Raw genomic sequence first — 17,432 nt, 5'->3', positions numbered from 1 at the left:
TGTGGGTGAAAATAAATTCAACTGTGTAATACCAATTATGTCGGAGACGGCGTTTTTAACTCACGAAGAACATCAGGCAATTCCTATCCCTCAAAGTAACTGGATAGTCAAAATTCAGCGTGAGTATGAGCCGGAAGGTTGGCGATATGTTGCTGATTGAAAAACTCACGCCTGAGCAAGAAGCTTTGATTCCGGTTTATCGAGAGAAGTGGCGACAAATTGCTCTTTCTACTGAGCGAATTGATAGAGAGAAAGCGGCTGATGCGGTGAATGCTGTTTATAAAATTTTGGGTTGTGATGAGCCACAGATTGTATTTTTTGATAGTCCTTATGCGGCTTTGAAAGAATTTATTGTGCAATTAGAAAAGTCTATCTTTAATCAAGAAGCTTACATAATTGAAGAAAAAATACTTGTTTCACAAAGAAAAGAAATCAGATTTCAAATAATCAGTAAAAAATTAGCTATTTTGCTTAAACAAGAATTTCTTAGCAAGTTAAGAGATGAGCTAGATAAAATATTTGGTGGAATTATCAATAACAGACTAGCTCAAGATTTTGATATTCTTTATGAAGAATTAGATATTAGTGTTTTTGACTTAACATACATAGCACCTGAATCATGGGTAGTTGATGCTAGTTTTATAGATTTTTGTATATCTGAGTTAAATTGTGATTTATCTCAGCAAGATTGGTTAGTTATACAAAACCTAATTAAAAATTGTGGATGGATTTTCCCTGATGAGCATATAGCAATTGTATGCGATCGCCCGATTCATATCCGCTTCGATAATCAAAACCGCCTCCACGCCGAAGGTGAACCAGCAATTGAATATGCTGATGGCTATAGCCTTTACTCTTATCACGGTGTCACCTTACCTGAAAAATACGGTAAAGTTCATCCACAACAATGGCAAGCCCAATGGCTATTAACAGAAACCAATGCTGAACTGCGGCAAGTGTTAATTCAAGGTATAGGTTACAGTCGCATTTGCCAAGATTTACAAGCTATTGAATTAGATAATTGGGCGGGATATAGCCTATTGAGAATTGATAATGATTTTATTGATATTGAACCGATTTTGTTATTAAAAATGACTTGTCCCAGTACAGGTTTTATTCATGTTTTGCGTGTTCCTCCAAATATGCTGTCAGCCCATGAAGCAATTCGCTGGGTTAATTGGGGGCTTGAGCCAGATGATTTTATAATAGAAACTTGAAAAGTATAAATTTAATAAACCTCTCCCCAACCCCTCTCCGAAGCGGAGAGGGGCTTAAATATCATTGGTTTTTAATGCGAAAATAACCTTTTAAAGCCTCTCTCCTTGCAGGCTACGGTGTACACACAAGTCGAAAATTTGCCGTATGAAACCGTATCTCGCCTTGAACTAAAGTTCCAGGCTTATAGCCAAAGTCTACTGAAGTAGACTGGAATCAATTTTTCTTTGAGTCCTCTTTAGAGGACTTGTGCTATGAGACTCGGAATTTATTCCGAGGCGGGACAGATGCACTTAACCCAGCTTTGTGTGTACACTTTAGCCTTGTAGGAGAGGGGTTTTAAAAATTGTGAAACTCAAGTTAAATTAATCAACAATATAAATCTTGGCAACTGAACCAGAGAATACACCACAACCTATTAATTTCACACCTTACTACACTCAAAGTTACGGCTCAATTTATTTAGGCGATAGTCTGCAACTAATTAAATTTTTGCCAGAAAGCAGCGTTAACCTGATTTTGACATCGCCGCCGTTTGCGTTGACGCGCAAAAAAGAGTATGGCAATGAGAGTGCAGAAAAATATATTGAGTGGTTTCTACCCTTTGCGTCGGAATTTAAAAGAGTGCTGGCAGATAACGGCTCATTTGTTTTAGATTTAGGTGGTGCATATCTTCCTGGTAATCCTGTACGAAGTCTTTATCAATACGAATTGTTGCTGAGGTTGTGTAAGGAAGTGGGCTTTTTTCTGGCACAGGAATTTTATCATTACAACCCAGCAAGACTACCCACGCCGGCTGAGTGGGTAACAATTAGAAGAATTCGGGTAAAAGATGCGGTTAATGTTGTTTGGTGGTTATCAAAAACGGCAAACCCCAAAGCAGATAATCGGAAAGTTTTAAAGCCTTATAGCCAAAGTATGCAGCGATTACTCAAAAATGGTTATGAAGCAAAAATGCGCCCCAGTGGCCATGAAATTTCGGGTAAGTTTCAAAAAGACAATCAAGGTGCAATTCCACCAAATTTATTAGAAATTCCCAACACAGAATCTAATAGTCTTTATTTACGTCGCTGTAAAGCTAAGGGAATTCAGCCCCATCCGGCTAGGTTTCCGCAGGGGTTTGCTGAATTTTTTATCAAGTTTCTAACAGATGAGGGTGATCTGGTTTTAGATCCATTTGCTGGTTCCAACACAACTGGTTTTGTAGCTGAGACTTTAAAACGCCAATGGATTTCTTTTGAAATTAATCAGGATTATGTAACAGGGAGTCGTTTTCGGTTTGTTGAGTAGCCAAATCTATTGAGGATTCAAAGTAAAACTTAATAATTTTACTTAAATCTCTCCATCTACTTGCATTTTATGAACCTGATCTGCCAATTCTTGACGATTTTGATCGTCAAGCTTATCGATCGCTAACATCCCCATGAGGATGACTTCTTTGAGAGTTAAACGAGTTGAATGTGCCTGTTTCTGCACAATCTCCTTGATAATCGGACTAACACCGATCGCTGTACTAGCTCTAGCCACAGAACAAATATATAACATTCAAGACACCGCCTAAATCTTAGCATTTCCCTTAAAGTTCTTCTATATATCTGTTATTCGATTTAACTTAACCCAAAAGAATAATTGCTGATTTAAACATAATCTGCTGATTTATAAAGAAGTTTTACATTGATTTTGAGCTTTTTTTTGCTGTTTCTTGCTCACTGACATAATTTTCACCACTTTTGAGCTAAATTTATCACTCAGTGATGAGCTAGGCGATCGCATCTCCTAGATTTCTCACGAGAGGGAAGGGTGGGAGGCTTTCAAGGGCAGGCTTTTTTTATTAGACAAATTTTTGGGCTTTTAAAACCAAAATTATTGTCTGAACAGTTAAAACTACGTTTCATAATTGAGAATATTCTCAACTATTTATCGAAGGTTTAAAAACCTGCCCTTGAAAGGGGGTGGGAGGATGGTAAAGAAATCTTTCCCCCCACACTCCCCTCTCTCCCCACACTCCCCACATCCGGGTAATGGCATCAGCTTGCCATCAAGCATTAAGATTAACTTACGTATATTTATTTACGTCTAGTTGTTGCTATACTAAGCAAGATTACTGCTAAGTATAGTAAATATATTGAGTGATTAACTCACAGTATAAAGGTTCTGCAAAGAACGAATCTCTACAATTCACTAATTTGCAGATTCACGGAAACGCTCAGGCAAAGCTATGTTAACTACGTAGAAACTTCTATTTTTATAAAAAGTTGCGTTAAAGAGATGATGAATTCCAAATGTAATCTTGTTAAACTGCTTTACAGTACTACTGAGTGTAAATAAAAATAATAACTTAACCAAGAAAAAAATCATCCTGAACACAGGTAGCAAATGCTGTCATAAGGGAAAGTACCAAGTATGAGGAAATACAAAGCGATGAAGCACAATTATCTGTTAGCAGTAGGCTTGTTAACAGGATTGGCAATACCAGTATCGACGCTTTCGCCTCTGTCAAAAAGATTGCCAGCAAATTCTAGTTACCTGGGGACAGCAAAACATAATTCACTGTTAATGATAGGTGGAAACAATCTTCCTGCCTTTGACAAGTCTTTACCAGAGTTGAGATATCAAGCTTTACAACATATAAAAAATTCGCACTCAACAGTGAGTGAAAAAATTATCCCTAGTGCGGATATTTCCTCACCAGCTTTAAAGTATTCACAATCAATAGTTGATAATAAAAAAGCTGCAAGTCTTGATGAATCTTTACCAGCAATTAGTGAGCCAGGATTGTTAGCGCCAATCGAGTCACTATTTCATCGCAGTTCAGCATCATCAAATGTACCGTTAACATCTGGATATCAACTTTATTACCAAAGACTAGCGGCTTTAAAGACTGGTCAAATTTATACACGTATGTCTGATGATGCGCCATCTTTTTCCGAATCTAATAAACAACGCCAATTAACTTACGAAGATTGGAAGAGTTTATTAGCTTTAGAAGCCAAAGCTGTGACTAAAGGTCAAGGTAACAATCATTTAAGTATTATGCTTGGGGATTCTTTAAGTTTGTGGTTCCCCCCGCAAAAACTACCTAGTGGCAAACTTTGGCTAAATCAAGGTATATCTGGTGATACTTCTGGCGGAATTTTAAAAAGATTAAGCGCATTTTCCTCTACAAAGCCAGAAGTCATTTACATCATGGCGGGAATTAATGATTTACGCCGAGGGCTAAAAGATGAAGTGATTTTGCAAAATTACCGCCAAATTATCCGCCGTTTGCGAAAGGAACACCCAAAAACTGAGATAATTGTGCAATCAATTTTGCCAGCAAGCTTACCAACAATTTCTAATAGCCGAATTCGGCGGATTAATTTTCAATTGTCCCTAATTGCTCAACAAGAGAAAGCAAATTATTTAAATATTCATGATTGGTTTACCGATTTTGAAGGTAATTTGCGCTTAGAGTTAACCACTGATGGATTACATCTATCCCAGGAGGGATATGATGTTTGGCGTTCCGCACTAGAACAAGTCGAGTACAAGTTGACTCAGCGTGAACAGGAAAAATTGCGATCGCAGTTTTAAAATTTATGGAAATTCATGATACTGATGCTATTGCCATCCGTTCTGTGATTGAAAGTCAATTAGCGGCTTTTCAGCAAGATGATGCTCAAACTGCGTTTACTTTTGCAAGTGCGGGAATTCAAGAGCAATTTCAAAGCCCAGAAAACTTTATGCGGATGGTAATGCTAAATTACCCGGCGGTGTATCGTCCTCGTTCGGTGATGTTTGAAAAAATTACTATTATTCAAGACAATATAACTCAACCTGTATTATTGTTGAGTCCTCATGGTACGCCGTTGCGGGCGTTATATTTTATGGAACAGCAACGCGATGATACTTGGAAAATCAACGGTTGCATTTTAGTATCAGTAGAAGCGGAAATTACTTAGATTATTAATTAATAGACAAGGGAGACAAGGGGGACAAGGGGGACAAGGGAGACAAGGGAGAGAGGTTTGTTGATGATTGAGGATTGCTATAGTCGAGAAATATTTGTCTAGAATAATCATTAGGACTTACGCAAGAACCCTCTTAAATCCTCTTCACTTCGTGTCCTACCCTGCGGGAAGCCGCTATCGCGTCTATGCGCCCTTTGTGGTTCGTTTTTTCATGATTTTGCGTAAGTCCTGATCATCTAGAAATAATTTCTTTTATCCCTACATAGCGTTTCTGACTCTAGTGAGTTACTAGACAAAAATAATTAACCGCCGATGGACGCAGATGGACGCAGATAAATTTGTACATCAGCAGACTAGAAAAGGTTATAGTATTCCGATTTCTGACTTCTGGCTTCTGCCTTCTAAATTTACCTTCAAGACTTGATTTAATTTGCCGCTACGATAACCTTCTAAATCTAAGGTGACGTAGATAAAGCCAAATTCTTGGAATGCGGTAACTACAGTAGCTAAATCAACAGCTAAGACGAAATCTTTAATTTTTTCTGGGGCTAATTCAATGCGGGCGGTGTCACCTTCAGAACGTACACGCAAATTATCCCATCCGAGTTTCCGCAAATAAATTTCGGCTCTACCGACTCTTTGTAATTTAGCTACGGTAATTTCTTCACCATAAGGAAAGCGGGAACTTAAGCAAGGTTGAGCAGGTTTATCCCACCAAGGTAAATTAAGTTGTTGAGAAAGTTGGCGAACTTCTAATTTAGATACACCAATTTCAGCTAAAGGCGATCGCGCCCCTCGTTCTTTGGCGGCTTGGATTCCTGGGCGATAATCGTGTAAATCATCGGCGTTCACCCCATCCACTACATAGGGGTAGCCTAACTCTACAGCTAATGGTTTGAGTGTGTCGTGTAGTTCGCTTTTGCAAAAATAGCAGCGATTGACAGGATTTGATGTGTAGTTGGGATTTGCCATCTCATTGGTTTGCACAACTTGATGCGTAATCCCAATAGTTGCGGCTTGAATTTTTGCGTCTTCTAATTCTTCTGGTAACAGTGAAGGCGAAACTGCTGTTACAGCCAAAGCGCGATCGCCTAAAACATCATAAGCAATCTTCGCCACTAAAGTACTATCTACACCACCAGAATAGGCAATTAAGGCGCGTTCCATTTCGCCAAATAAGGCTTTGAGTTGCTCTAGTTTTTCCGACAATTTCATTTTGAATTCCTGACATTTCCCCACAATTTCCATTGTAGAGGTGTACAGAAAATCTGTGTTTTAGCTGGGCGACGCTTCCGATGCTGGTGGTGGTAATTGAATATACTTAGCTACTAAAGCCGCTAAAAGTGGTAAATCCAGGGGTTTAGAAATATATTCATTGACTCCTGATGCGATACAAGTTTCGCGATCGCCTTTCATCGCCATTGCCGTTTGAGCAATTACTGGAATTTTTTGATACTCTGCGTTTTGACGTAGTTGCTTGACCACCTGTAGCCCGTTTTCATCGGGTAACTGAATATCAATTAAAATTAACCCTGGTGTTTGTTGTGCCAGAGTTGACCAAATTGCGGTAGCATTTTTAATCCAAGTTACCTGATAACCCAATCTCTCAAGATAAGTTTGCATTAACTGGCCATTGGGTAAATCATCTTCCACCAATAAAATTCGGAAGTTAGAACTAGGAACGATATTTGACGCACATAAGGTAATATCTGCTGCATCTGTTTGAGCTTTCGGATGCTCTAGCACTTCCGTTACTGGTGTCACAGGCAGAATAATTGTAAAACGCGAACCCTGATTCAGTTTCGATTCTACTTCTACAGAACCCCCGTGAATTTCTGCCAGTTTCTTGGTGACAACCAAACCCAAGCCTGTACCTTCATCACGGTTAGTTACTGAGTTCGCAATCTGAAAATAAGGTTGAAAAAGTTGTTCTTGGTCTAATTGAGAAATTCCAATTCCTGTATCCCAAACTGTAAAATTGACAAATTCAGCTTGTGGGATAACTTTTAAACCCACTTCCCCAGTACAAGTAAACTTGACAGCATTGAAGAGCAAATTTAATAGCATTTGCTTGAGGCGCAAGGGATCTGCAACTAAAGTTGTCACGCTAGGATCTAGTTCTAGGCGCAGTTTTAAGCCTTTGTTAGCGGCTTTCTCTTTGACTAATGCCAAAACATTACGGCATAGTTCTGGCACATTTACTTCTTCTGGTTGGACTTCTAGCTGATTGGCTTCAATTTTGGAGAGGTCTAAAATATCATTAATCAGTGCTAACAAGTGTTTGCCACTTGACTGAATAATATTTAAATATTCTTGATGGCGTTCTCGGCTGGGTTCGTAACCTTGAGCTAACAGTAAATGGGTGAATCCGATAATCGAACTCAAGGGTGTGCGAATTTCGTGGCTGGTATTGGCGAGAAACTGATTTTTGAGTTGATTGGTTCTTTCAAGTTCCTGATTAGAATTACCTATATTTTGTGAGAGTTGCTGCCAAGATTGTATTTGTTTAAACTGTGCCAGAGCGTTAGTCAGTTGTTGGGTGACTCTGGTGAATAATTCTGGTTTCAGTTGTAGTTGTGATGCTGTCAGGACTTCTCGCGGTGCTTTAGGAATAATTAGCCAGCCAATCATTTCAGAATTATTGGTTAAAGGCCAAGCACTTGGCGGTTGTTGACTAGCAAGGCGCTGCAAGTCTGAAACTTCCACCATTTGCGTTAATTGCAACCGCAGTTTTTTGCCTTTTTGGGGTGTGACTTCTAAGGCTGATGCAGAAGTTGACACATAACAAACTTGAGCCAATGTTGTTTGTGGTTGAGGTAGAGCGATCGCTACTCTACTATTATTCAAAGCCACATCAAGTTCATCGACCACTGTTTGAAAAATTTCTGCTGCTGTTGCTTCTACCTGTAAAGTAGACGCAGAAACAGACAATAGGTAATCATTCAGGCGACTTTGCAACTTGTTCAAGCTGCACTCTAACCACAACTCCGCACGGAGTTGTTGAATTGTTGCCAAAAGACTTGGCGTTGTATCTACCTGTGAGTTTTGTTCTGGTAAGCTTGAATACTGCTGCATGGTCAACTAGACCGTTGAACAAGTTTAGCCTGGCGCAAAATTGCGAACAAGATTCTATGTATATTAGCTCACAAATCCTAATTGTTCACAAACTCTAACTTTTACTGTTTATGGTAACAGACGTAACACTAGTTTTAGAATAAATCACTCAAGTCTAATTTCTTTAGAGTAACTAATTTGCGTAAAAATCATGGTTCCACAAGTTCTACAACAAGATATACAACAAGTTCTACAACTAATTGTCAATGGTATTGCTTTAGGAAGCATTATTGCTTTAGCTGCGGTTGGTCTGACCCTCACCTACGGGATTTTACGGTTATCGAATTTTGCTCATGGTGATTTTCTGACTTTAGGTGCGTATTTGACGCTGTTGGTAAATGCAGCTGGGGTGAATATCTGGCTATCGATGATTTTGGCAGCCGTGGGAACCGTCGGCGCGATGCTGCTATCAGAAAAGTTATTGTGGTCAAAGATGCGCTTAATTCGTGCCACTTCCACAACGCTGATTATTATTTCTATTGGTCTAGCTTTATTTTTACGTAATGGCATTATCTTAGTTTGGGGTGGCAAAAACCAAAACTACAATGTTCCTGTGACTTCTGCTTGGGACTTTTTTGGTGTCAAAATCCCCCAAAATCAACTTTTGGTTTTAGGTCTAGCTGTGTTAGCAATTGTGGGGCTGCATTACCTCCTGCAAAACACCAAAATTGGTAAAGCAATGCGAGCTGTCGCAGATGATTTAGATTTAGCTAGAGTTTCCGGTATCAATGTTGAGCAAGTTATTCTTTGGACTTGGCTGATTGCTGGTACACTCACTTCCTTGGGTGGAAGTATGTACGGTTTAATTACGGCGGTGCGCCCTAATATGGGATGGTTTTTAATTTTGCCATTGTTTGCTTCAGTAATTTTAGGCGGAATTGGGAACCCTTATGGAGCGATCGCCGCAGCTTTTATCATTGGCATTGCTCAGGAAGTTAGCACTATTTGGCTGGGTTCACAATACAAACAAGGTATTGCCCTACTAATTATGATTTTGGTGCTGCTCATTCGCCCCAAAGGTTTATTTAAAGGCACGATTTGAGCAGCACCAGCCCACTTCTAATTATTCAATGATGTGGAAATAGTAGGCTGCTACCAACAAGTTAAGAGCTAACAGCAGCAACGCCCAACCTGTACGAAATGGATAGGGAGGCTTTGCTCCACTGTCTGCCACTGCGGAACTTTTGTTTTGAGTAGCCATAAGAGGTTCTCCTTAATGTCATGACTTTTTCAGAAATACCAAATAGCTGCACCAATTACCCAGATTCGTTAAAAATATTTGTCTAGCGAGGGAGGAGTGGTGGGTTATGAGTAATGAGTTGTAATTCAGACTTCAGGCTTCACACTTGTATCTTCTCCTGCATGGTAAGAACTGCGAACCAGAGGCCCAGAACGGACATGAGTGAATCCCATTTTCCATGCTAAACTACCAAGCTCATCAAATTCCTCTGGAGTCCAGTATTTTTGTACTGGCAAATGATCTAAGGAAGGACGCATATACTGACCAATAGTTAAGCGATCGCAGCCTATAGTTCTTAAATCTGCCATTGTTTCGAGAACTTCTGCAACAGTTTCGCCATGTCCCAGCATTAAACCAGACTTGGTGGGGATAGTCGGGTCAATTTCTTTCACTATAGCCAAGACTTGCAGGGAGCGATCGTATTTTGCCCCCCGACGCACTCGCCCAGTTAATCGTTGTACCGTCTCAATATTGTGATTAAAACAAGCAGGTTTGGCATTCACAATCAATTCAATCCGTTGGCGCTGTCCTGCCTCACCCACACCCGCACCACCCCAAAAATCTGGTGTGAGTACTTCAATTTGAGTGTCAGGGTTTAACTTCCTCACCGCCTCCATTGTTTTGACAAAATGTCCCGCTCCTTGATCTGGTAAATCATCCCGCGCCACAGAAGTTAACACCACATAATTTAATCCTAGAAGTTGGACTGCCTCTGCTACCTTCTGGGGTTCTGCTAAATCAAGCGGCATTGGTGCATGGCCTTTATCAACTTGACAAAAAGCACAAGCACGGGTGCAAGTAGGCCCCATCAGCAAAAAAGTAGCCGTTTTTCGGGCATAGCACTCTCCCCTGTTAGGGCAACGTCCCTCTTCGCAAATCGTGTGAATTTGACGCTGTTTAATAATGCTTTGTACGGTAGAAATTTCACTGGCTTTGCCAATCGGGCGGCGTAACCAGCTAGGCATAGCCATAATTTCGGACTTAAATTCCCCTGATGGTAACAAAGTCATAAATCCTAGATAAATCTCCAGCTATTTATACCGAAATATACTATCCCCCAATCCATAAAAAATTTAGATATAGTGGGATGACTCTCAAGGTCAAGCGGCATAGCCGTAATGCAACTTAAATTTTCTGTTAGAGAAATCAGTCGTGGCCAGTAACAAAATTTTAGTTATCGATGACACTACCGTTGTCAGGGTAAAAGTCCGAGAAATGTTACCTCCAGGTAACTTCGAGGTGTTAGAAGCAAAAGACGGGGTGGAAGGACTTAATTTTATCCGTCAAGAAAAACTCAGCTTGATTATGTTAGATTTCCTACTACCCAAAATGAGTGGCTGGGAAGTTTTTCAACAAATTCAAGCCCAGCCAGATTTAAGAAAAATTCCTTTAGTGATCATGTCTGGTCGCAAGGAAGAAGTTACCGAAAAAATCCCCGAACCATTTGAATATTTTGATTTTCTAGGTAAACCATTTGATAAAAAGCAACTGATTGACGCGATTAAATCAGCAATGGCTAAGGCCAAGCTGCCACGCCCTGAACCTGCTTTAGTAGGAGTTGGGGCGGCTAAAAATGGCGCTAGTACAAATACAATTAGTACAAGTGCGATCGCCGAACAAGAAACAGTAGCTACAGTCAGTATTGACCACTCGCCACTACCATCAGCATCTCCTGTTGAAACAGCCTCTTTAGCAGAAATTAAAGCACTGAATGAGAAAATAGTTCAAATGCAAACTGAAATAGATGGCTTGAAAAAACAGTTAGCTCAGGTAGTCACCTTTATTAAACAGAAAATTAAGTAAAGTTCAAACTTGCTTTAGTCTCTGTTGCCTTTAATAGTTTCTTCTCCAAATTCTCATTCAATCTCGATTAAATATAGTATAACTTTCTAGTCTTTTACTAGAAAAAGTACTATAAATCGTAAATTTTCTAGAAAGAAATAACATTACTAGTAGTCAATAATTACCAAAAATAATCGAGTAGAGATATTAATAGAAAAATCTCTACTCGATTATTTTTCTCAGGTGCAAAAAATATCTTGATTTTATAATCATACGCATATACGCTTTTATGCAATATAAATGACACTGCAAATTAATAATTATTTGTTATTACTAAACTTTTGTTAATAACTAATTTTTCTATTACAAAGCATATTTATAAAAAATCATAACAAAATTTTCGTTATTCTAATGATATTAGTAATTGATTTCTGGGAATACTGAAATAATAGTCCTTAGTTCAAGGCAAAGGCTGAGATGTTAACAGTATCAGACACGATATATCCTATATTTGGTTATCAAATTACTGAGCAAATATACTATGGTAGTAAAACCATAGTATATCGTGGCTTGAGAGAAGCAGACCAAAAACCTGTCATTCTCAAACTGATGCGGAATGAATATCCCACTTTTATAGAAATTGCCCAATTTCGCAACCAATACACTATTACTCAAAATCTGGAAATTCCCGGTATTGTCAAACCATATAGCCTAGAAAACTATCGCAATGGCTATGTTTTGGTTATGGAAGATTTTGGTGGTATATCTCTCAAAGAATGGCGCTTAGAAAAATATAAAATTGGCGAAGGTGACCTGTCATTGAACGAATTTTTTAATATTGCTATTAAAATTACCACGACCTTAGAACTACTACATCGTCATCGAATTATTCATAAAGATATCAAACCAGCTAATATTTTAATTCATCCCACTACGGAAGAAATCAAACTTATTGACTTTAGTATCTCTACACTTTTACCGAAAGAAGTTAAATCCTTGACTAATCCCAATATTTTAGAAGGAACTTTAGCTTATATTTCCCCTGAACAAACAGGACGGATGAATAGAGTTATTGACTACCGTAGCGATTTTTATTCTTTGGGTATAACTTTTTTTGAACTTCTAACAGGCAATCTACCATTCATCAGTTCCGACCCAATGGAACTAGTTTATTCTCATATTGCTAAACAGCCAGCAAAAATCAACTCTCTTAATCCTAATATTCCATCAATTATCTCTGATATTATTAGCAAATTAATTGCTAAAAATGCCGAAGACCGTTATCAAAGCGGTTATGGACTTAGATATGATTTAGAAATATGCCAAAAACAATGGCAAGAAACGGGAAGCATATTACCTTTTGAATTAGCACAGAAGGATATATCCAGTCAATTTACAATTCCCGAAAAACTGTATGGACGACAGCTCGAAGTCGAAACTTTACTGAATACTTTTGAGCGGGTAGCTAATACTCAAACAGAAATGATATTAGTCACAGGTTCTTCTGGCATTGGTAAAACTGCTATCATTAATGAAATTCATAAACCCATTGTTAGACAACGTAGTTATTTTATTAAGGGTAAATTTGAGCAATTTCAACGTGACATACCATTGTCGGCTTTAATTCAAGCATTACGTAACTTAATTGGACAATTATTGGCAGATAATGATACTGAGCTTCAAAAATGGAGAATAAAAATATTATCAGCATTAGGCACACAAGCACAGGTCATTCTTGATGTCATTCCTGAATTAGCCAGAATAATTGGTCAACAACCAGAAATTGTAGAATTATCTGGTAGTGCAGCCCAAAATCGCTTTCACTTATTGTTTCAAAGATTTATCCAAGTATTCACAACAAAAGACCAACCACTAGTCATATTCTTGGATGATTTACAATGGGCGGATCATGCTTCTTTAAAATTTATTCAATTATTAATGAGTGGAAATACTTCTCCTACTCTTATTAGTGAAATAACCGACATAGAAGCAACTCAAGGAAATATATTACTAATTGGTGCATATAGAGATAATGAAGTTTCTCATATTCATCCTTTAGTTTTAACATTAAACGACATTAGGAAATCTGGAAATCACATAAGTCAAATTCACCTTCTGCCATTAAATCAGTCTAGTTTAAACTATTTAATTGCCGATACACTTCATTGTTCGGAAGTATTAGCTATACCTTTAACACAAATGGTATTTGCTAAAACTCAAGGAAATCCCTTTTTCGCTATACAATTCATCAAAGGATTATATGATGAAGGGTTAATAAAATTGAATTTTGAAGCGGGATATTGGCAATATGATTTAGCAACAATTAAAACTATTACTTTTACAGATGATGTTGTAGAGTTTATGGCAATTCAGATAGAGAAATTGCCGCAAAATACACAAAATATATTACAACTGGCAGCTTGCATTGGTAACGAGTTTGACTTAAAAACTTTAGCTATTATCTGTGAAAAATCTGTGATTGATACGGCATCAGATTTATGGCCGTCATTAATTGAAGGTCTCATCATCCCGCAAAATGATGGGTATATTTTCTTATCAGATGATGATGATGCCAAATTAGACGTTATTAATCATCCTACTGTTAATAAATCAAAGCTCAATAACTATCAACTTCCTAAATATAAATTTGTACATGACCGTGTACAGCAAGCCGCTTATTCTTTAATTGCTAATGAACAAAAAAAATTAACTCATTTAAAAATTGGCTTACTTTTATTAAAAAATATTCCTATAGCAGAAAGAGAGGAGAAAATTTTTGAGCTAGTTAATCAGTTTAATATAGCTGTAGAGTTGATTACCAATCCAAATCAGCGTTATGAACTTGCAGAAATGAATCTGACTGCTGGACGTAAAGCTTTAGCCTCAACAGCTTACTCAGCAGCATTGAAATATTTAAATACAGGCATTAAACTACTTCCTGAATATGCTTGGAATACTGAATATGCACTAACTTTATCTCTATGGGAAACAGCAGCAGAAGCAGCATATTTAAATGGAGATTTTACACAAGCAGAGGAAATTATTCAAATAGTTTTAGTTAATGCCAAGACGAATTTAGATCAAGTCAAAGTAATTGAAATTACTATTCAATCATCTGGAGCGCAAAACAAAGCACAAGCAGGTGTCCAGGCTGGACTAGATTTTTTGAAATTATTTGGCGTTGAATTTCCAAGACAACCTAGCCGATTAGACATTCAACAAGCAATAGATGAAACAAATCAATACTTCATTCATAGGAGTATTGATAGTTTAATAGATTTGCCAATTATGCAAGATGCAACAGCATTAGCAATTATGCGTGTTTCATCTAGTATTCTTGCTTTAGCCTACACCGTAATTCCAGAACTATTTCCTTTATTAGTTGTAAAACAGATCCACTTATCTTTGGAATATGGTAATTCTGATTTCTCCTCGTATGTGTATGTTTGCTATGGATTTATGCTTTGTGGCGCAGTAGAAGATATTGACTCTGGCTATAAATTTGGCAACCTGGCTACAAGCTTATTAACTAAATTGAATAATAAAGAAATCAAAGCTAAAGTTATTCAGACATTTAATGCCCATGTCAAACATTGGCAAGATCCCGTTAGTGAATCTTTAAAGTATCTTTTAGAAGCTTATTCAGCAGGTTTAGAAGCTGGGGACTTAGAATTTGCTGCCTATTCTCTCAAAGCATACTGCTATATTTCATATTTTAGTGGGAAAGCACTAAACTCTCTAGAAAGAGAGATGGCAACCTATAGTTATGCAGTCAAGCAAATTAAACAAGATAGAGTTTTTTACTGGATTGAAATTTACCGACAGACTGTTTTAAATTTACAAGATAATGTGCAGAATCCTTGTTATTTAATTGGTGAAGCCTACAATGAGGAAGAATTACTTTCTATCCACAGAGAAGCCAACGATATCAATGCTCTGTTATATTTCTATGTCTGTAAGCTCCATCTATGTTATTTACTCCGAGAATATTCTGAGGCGATTAATTATGCTATCAATGCTGAAAAGTATTTATCTGGGGGAATTGGTCAATTTACATTTCCGCAATTTTTCTTTTATGATTCTCTAGTTCATTTGGCTATATATCATGAGGTTGACTCGCCTCAACAGGAAGAGATATTGGCTAAGGTTGGAGCAAATCAAGCAAGAATGCAAAGATGGTCGCTCAGTGCTTCTAGTAATTATTTAAATAAATTTTATTTAGTAGAAGCTGAAAAATATCGAGTACTAAATCAATATCTGGAAGCAATAGAGTTTTATGACCGTGCTATTTCGTCAGCCAAGGAAAATGAATTTATCCATGAAGAAGCCTTAGCTAATGAATTGGCTGCTAATTTTTATTTAACTTGGGATAAAGAAAAGATTGCTAAAGCTTACTTAATTGATGCTTACTATGGTTATGTTCGTTGGGGAGCATTAACTAAAGCTCAAGATTTGCAAAAACGTCATCCTTATTTACTGGCGGCTATTATTCAGGAAGAACAACTCAGCCAAGATTTTCAGCTACATAGGGAAGCAGAATTTAGTACATCTTTAACTCATAATATGCAGACTTCTATCAGCAGTCATGACACTGTTATGAGTTCTAATACTAGCATTTCGGATATGTTAGATTTGGCATCTGTGATTAAAGCTTCCCAGGCGCTATCAGGAGAAATTAATCTGCCAGATTTGCTGTCAACAATGATGACAGTTGTGATGGAAAATGTAGGCGCATCTAAATGTGTTTTAGTTTTAAATGAAGCTGATAATTCAAGTTTCACTGTTAGAGCTATTAGTTCCATTCTTAATTTAGCTTGTATCTATACAGAATTTACTTCTATTGATTTAGAGTCTTGCAGCGAGGTACCGCAGGCGGTAATTAATTATGTGAAACGTAGTCGAGAAATCTTAGTGGTTGATGATGCGATCAATCAGGCATTTTTAGCGGCAGATATGTATGTTATGCGGGAACAACCAAAAAGTCTGCTGTGTATGCCGATGATCAATCAAAACCAACTGCTGGGGATATTATATCTAGAAAATAATTTAGCTACAGGTGCATTTACAAACGATCGCCTAGAAGTCCTCAAACTTCTCACTAGTCAAGCTACAATTTCTTTAGAGAATGCGCTTCTCTATGAAAATTTAAATAAAACTAAGCAACAATTAGAAGAATACAATCATAATTTAGAAGCCAAAGTTGCAGAAAGAACCAACGAGCTTAAAGATAAAAATGACAAACTGCAACAAGCACTCCAGGAGTTAAAAAGAACGCAAGCTCAATTAATTCAAAGTGAGAAGATGTCTTCTTTGGGTCAAATGGTAGCGGGTATTGCCCATGAAATTAATAATCCCATCAATTTTATTCATGGCAATATTGTACACACTAATGATTATGTCAGTGATTTACTAGATTTAATGGATTTATATCAACAAGAATATCCAAATCCCACACCGATAATTGCTGAAAAAACTGAGGAAATAGATTTGCAGTTTTTGGTTGATGATTTACCGAAAACGATAGATTCGATGAAAATGGGCAGTTCACGGATTCGAGATATTGTTCTAGGTTTACGCAATTTCTCTCGCTTAGATGAATCGGATATGAAACCTGTTGATATTCATCAGGGTATTGATAATACTTTAATGATTTTGCAAAATCAACTAAAAGAAAAAAATAATTTACCAGAAATTGGTGTAATTAAAGAATATGGTAATTTACCAGAAGTCACTTGTTATGCCGGTCAACTGAATCAAGTTTTTATGAATGTTTTGAGTAATGCGATTGATGCCTTAAGAGGCAGTTTTTTAAATACTCAATGTCTCCAAAATCATCAACAGCCTCAAATTAAAATTTGTACAGAGTTAACCGCATCTCGGATGATCAGAATTACGATCGCAGATAATGGTGGTGGTATTCCAGAAGATATTAGTCAAAAAATATTTGACCCATTTTTTACCACTAAAGATGTAGGTGGTGGGACTGGGTTAGGGTTGTCAATTAGTTATCAGATTGTAGTGGATAAGCATCAGGGCAATTTATTTTACCATTCTGAATTAAATCAAGGTACTGAGTTTGTGATTGAGATACCAATGCGATAAATGGTAAATTTAAAGATGTCCTGATTAAA

At 37.5% G+C, this 17,432-nt stretch carries 13 protein-coding genes; 8 read left to right on the top strand and 5 right to left on the bottom strand.

Going from position 1 to position 17,432, the window contains the following annotated elements:
* The first annotated feature begins 1 nt into the window (after window position 1).
* The 3 genes from H6G79_RS11585 to H6G79_RS11575 all read left to right on the top strand — a co-directional run bounded on the left by H6G79_RS11585 (window position 2) and on the right by H6G79_RS11575 (window position 2,505).
* Window positions 2-160: a hypothetical protein gene (locus H6G79_RS11585; RefSeq protein WP_190588947.1), complete on the top strand. Its 159-nt coding sequence runs from the start codon at window positions 2-4 to the stop codon at window positions 158-160.
* Window positions 126-1,217 (top strand): DUF6745 domain-containing protein, encoded by a 1,092-nt coding sequence (locus H6G79_RS11580; protein ID WP_242048276.1) that lies wholly within the window; start codon window positions 126-128, stop codon window positions 1,215-1,217. Before H6G79_RS11585 ends, H6G79_RS11580 begins: the two co-directional genes overlap by 35 nt.
* A gap of 382 nt (window positions 1,218-1,599) precedes the next feature.
* Window positions 1,600-2,505 carry a site-specific DNA-methyltransferase gene (locus H6G79_RS11575; protein WP_190588776.1) on the top strand — a complete coding sequence of 302 codons (906 nt, stop codon included), beginning with the start codon at window positions 1,600-1,602 and terminating at the stop codon, window positions 2,503-2,505.
* 42 nt (window positions 2,506-2,547) lie between these two features.
* Here H6G79_RS11575 and H6G79_RS11570 read toward each other — a convergent pair whose 3' ends face one another.
* Window positions 2,548-2,760 carry a hypothetical protein gene (locus H6G79_RS11570; RefSeq protein ID WP_015113380.1) on the bottom strand — a complete coding sequence of 71 codons (213 nt, stop codon included), beginning with the start codon at window positions 2,758-2,760 and terminating at the stop codon, window positions 2,548-2,550.
* A gap of 876 nt (window positions 2,761-3,636) precedes the next feature.
* On the opposite strand from H6G79_RS11570, the gene H6G79_RS11565 reads away from it, so the two are divergent.
* Window positions 3,637-4,788, top strand: coding sequence for an SGNH/GDSL hydrolase family protein (locus tag H6G79_RS11565; RefSeq protein WP_190588775.1), 1,152 nt, complete (start codon window positions 3,637-3,639; stop codon window positions 4,786-4,788).
* A 5-nt stretch (window positions 4,789-4,793) separates the two neighbouring features.
* Window positions 4,794-5,156, top strand: coding sequence for a DUF4864 domain-containing protein (locus tag H6G79_RS11560; RefSeq protein ID WP_190588774.1), 363 nt, complete (start codon window positions 4,794-4,796; stop codon window positions 5,154-5,156).
* A 372-nt stretch (window positions 5,157-5,528) separates the two neighbouring features.
* Here the strand turns inward: H6G79_RS11560 and larE are convergent, their stop codons facing one another.
* Both larE and hrmK read right to left on the bottom strand, forming a co-directional pair.
* A complete protein-coding gene (gene larE, locus H6G79_RS11555; protein ID WP_190588773.1) occupies window positions 5,529-6,380 on the bottom strand; it encodes an ATP-dependent sacrificial sulfur transferase LarE in 852 nt (283 codons plus the stop codon).
* 60 nt (window positions 6,381-6,440) lie between these two features.
* On the bottom strand, window positions 6,441-8,240 hold the full coding sequence (gene hrmK, locus H6G79_RS11550) for a hybrid histidine kinase/response regulator HrmK (RefSeq protein WP_190588772.1): 1,800 nt from the start codon (window positions 8,238-8,240) through the stop codon (window positions 6,441-6,443).
* A gap of 190 nt (window positions 8,241-8,430) precedes the next feature.
* Between hrmK and H6G79_RS11545 the strand changes: the two genes are divergently transcribed.
* Window positions 8,431-9,321: a branched-chain amino acid ABC transporter permease gene (locus H6G79_RS11545; protein WP_190588771.1), complete on the top strand. Its 891-nt coding sequence runs from the start codon at window positions 8,431-8,433 to the stop codon at window positions 9,319-9,321.
* A 21-nt stretch (window positions 9,322-9,342) separates the two neighbouring features.
* On the opposite strand, the gene psaX is transcribed toward H6G79_RS11545, so the two are convergent.
* Both psaX and lipA read right to left on the bottom strand, forming a co-directional pair.
* Window positions 9,343-9,480, bottom strand: a complete 138-nt coding sequence (psaX, locus tag H6G79_RS11540; RefSeq protein ID WP_190588770.1) for a photosystem I protein PsaX — start codon at window positions 9,478-9,480, stop codon at window positions 9,343-9,345.
* 125 nt (window positions 9,481-9,605) lie between these two features.
* Window positions 9,606-10,529: a lipoyl synthase gene (lipA, locus tag H6G79_RS11535; protein ID WP_190588769.1), complete on the bottom strand. Its 924-nt coding sequence runs from the start codon at window positions 10,527-10,529 to the stop codon at window positions 9,606-9,608.
* Between the two features lie 142 nt (window positions 10,530-10,671).
* Here lipA and H6G79_RS11530 point away from each other — a divergent pair, with 142 nt between their 5' ends.
* On the top strand, window positions 10,672-11,322 hold the full coding sequence (locus H6G79_RS11530) for a response regulator (protein WP_190588768.1): 651 nt from the start codon (window positions 10,672-10,674) through the stop codon (window positions 11,320-11,322).
* 456 nt (window positions 11,323-11,778) lie between these two features.
* Entirely contained in the window at window positions 11,779-17,403 is a 5,625-nt protein-coding gene (locus H6G79_RS11525; protein WP_190588767.1) for an ATP-binding sensor histidine kinase, read from the top strand.
* Window positions 17,404-17,432 lie beyond the last annotated feature (29 nt).

This window comes from Anabaena sp. FACHB-83 (genome assembly GCF_014697485.1).
GTDB lineage: Bacteria > Cyanobacteriota > Cyanobacteriia > Cyanobacteriales > Nostocaceae > Nostoc_B.
This window is presented reverse-complemented; position numbering and strand designations above follow the sequence as displayed.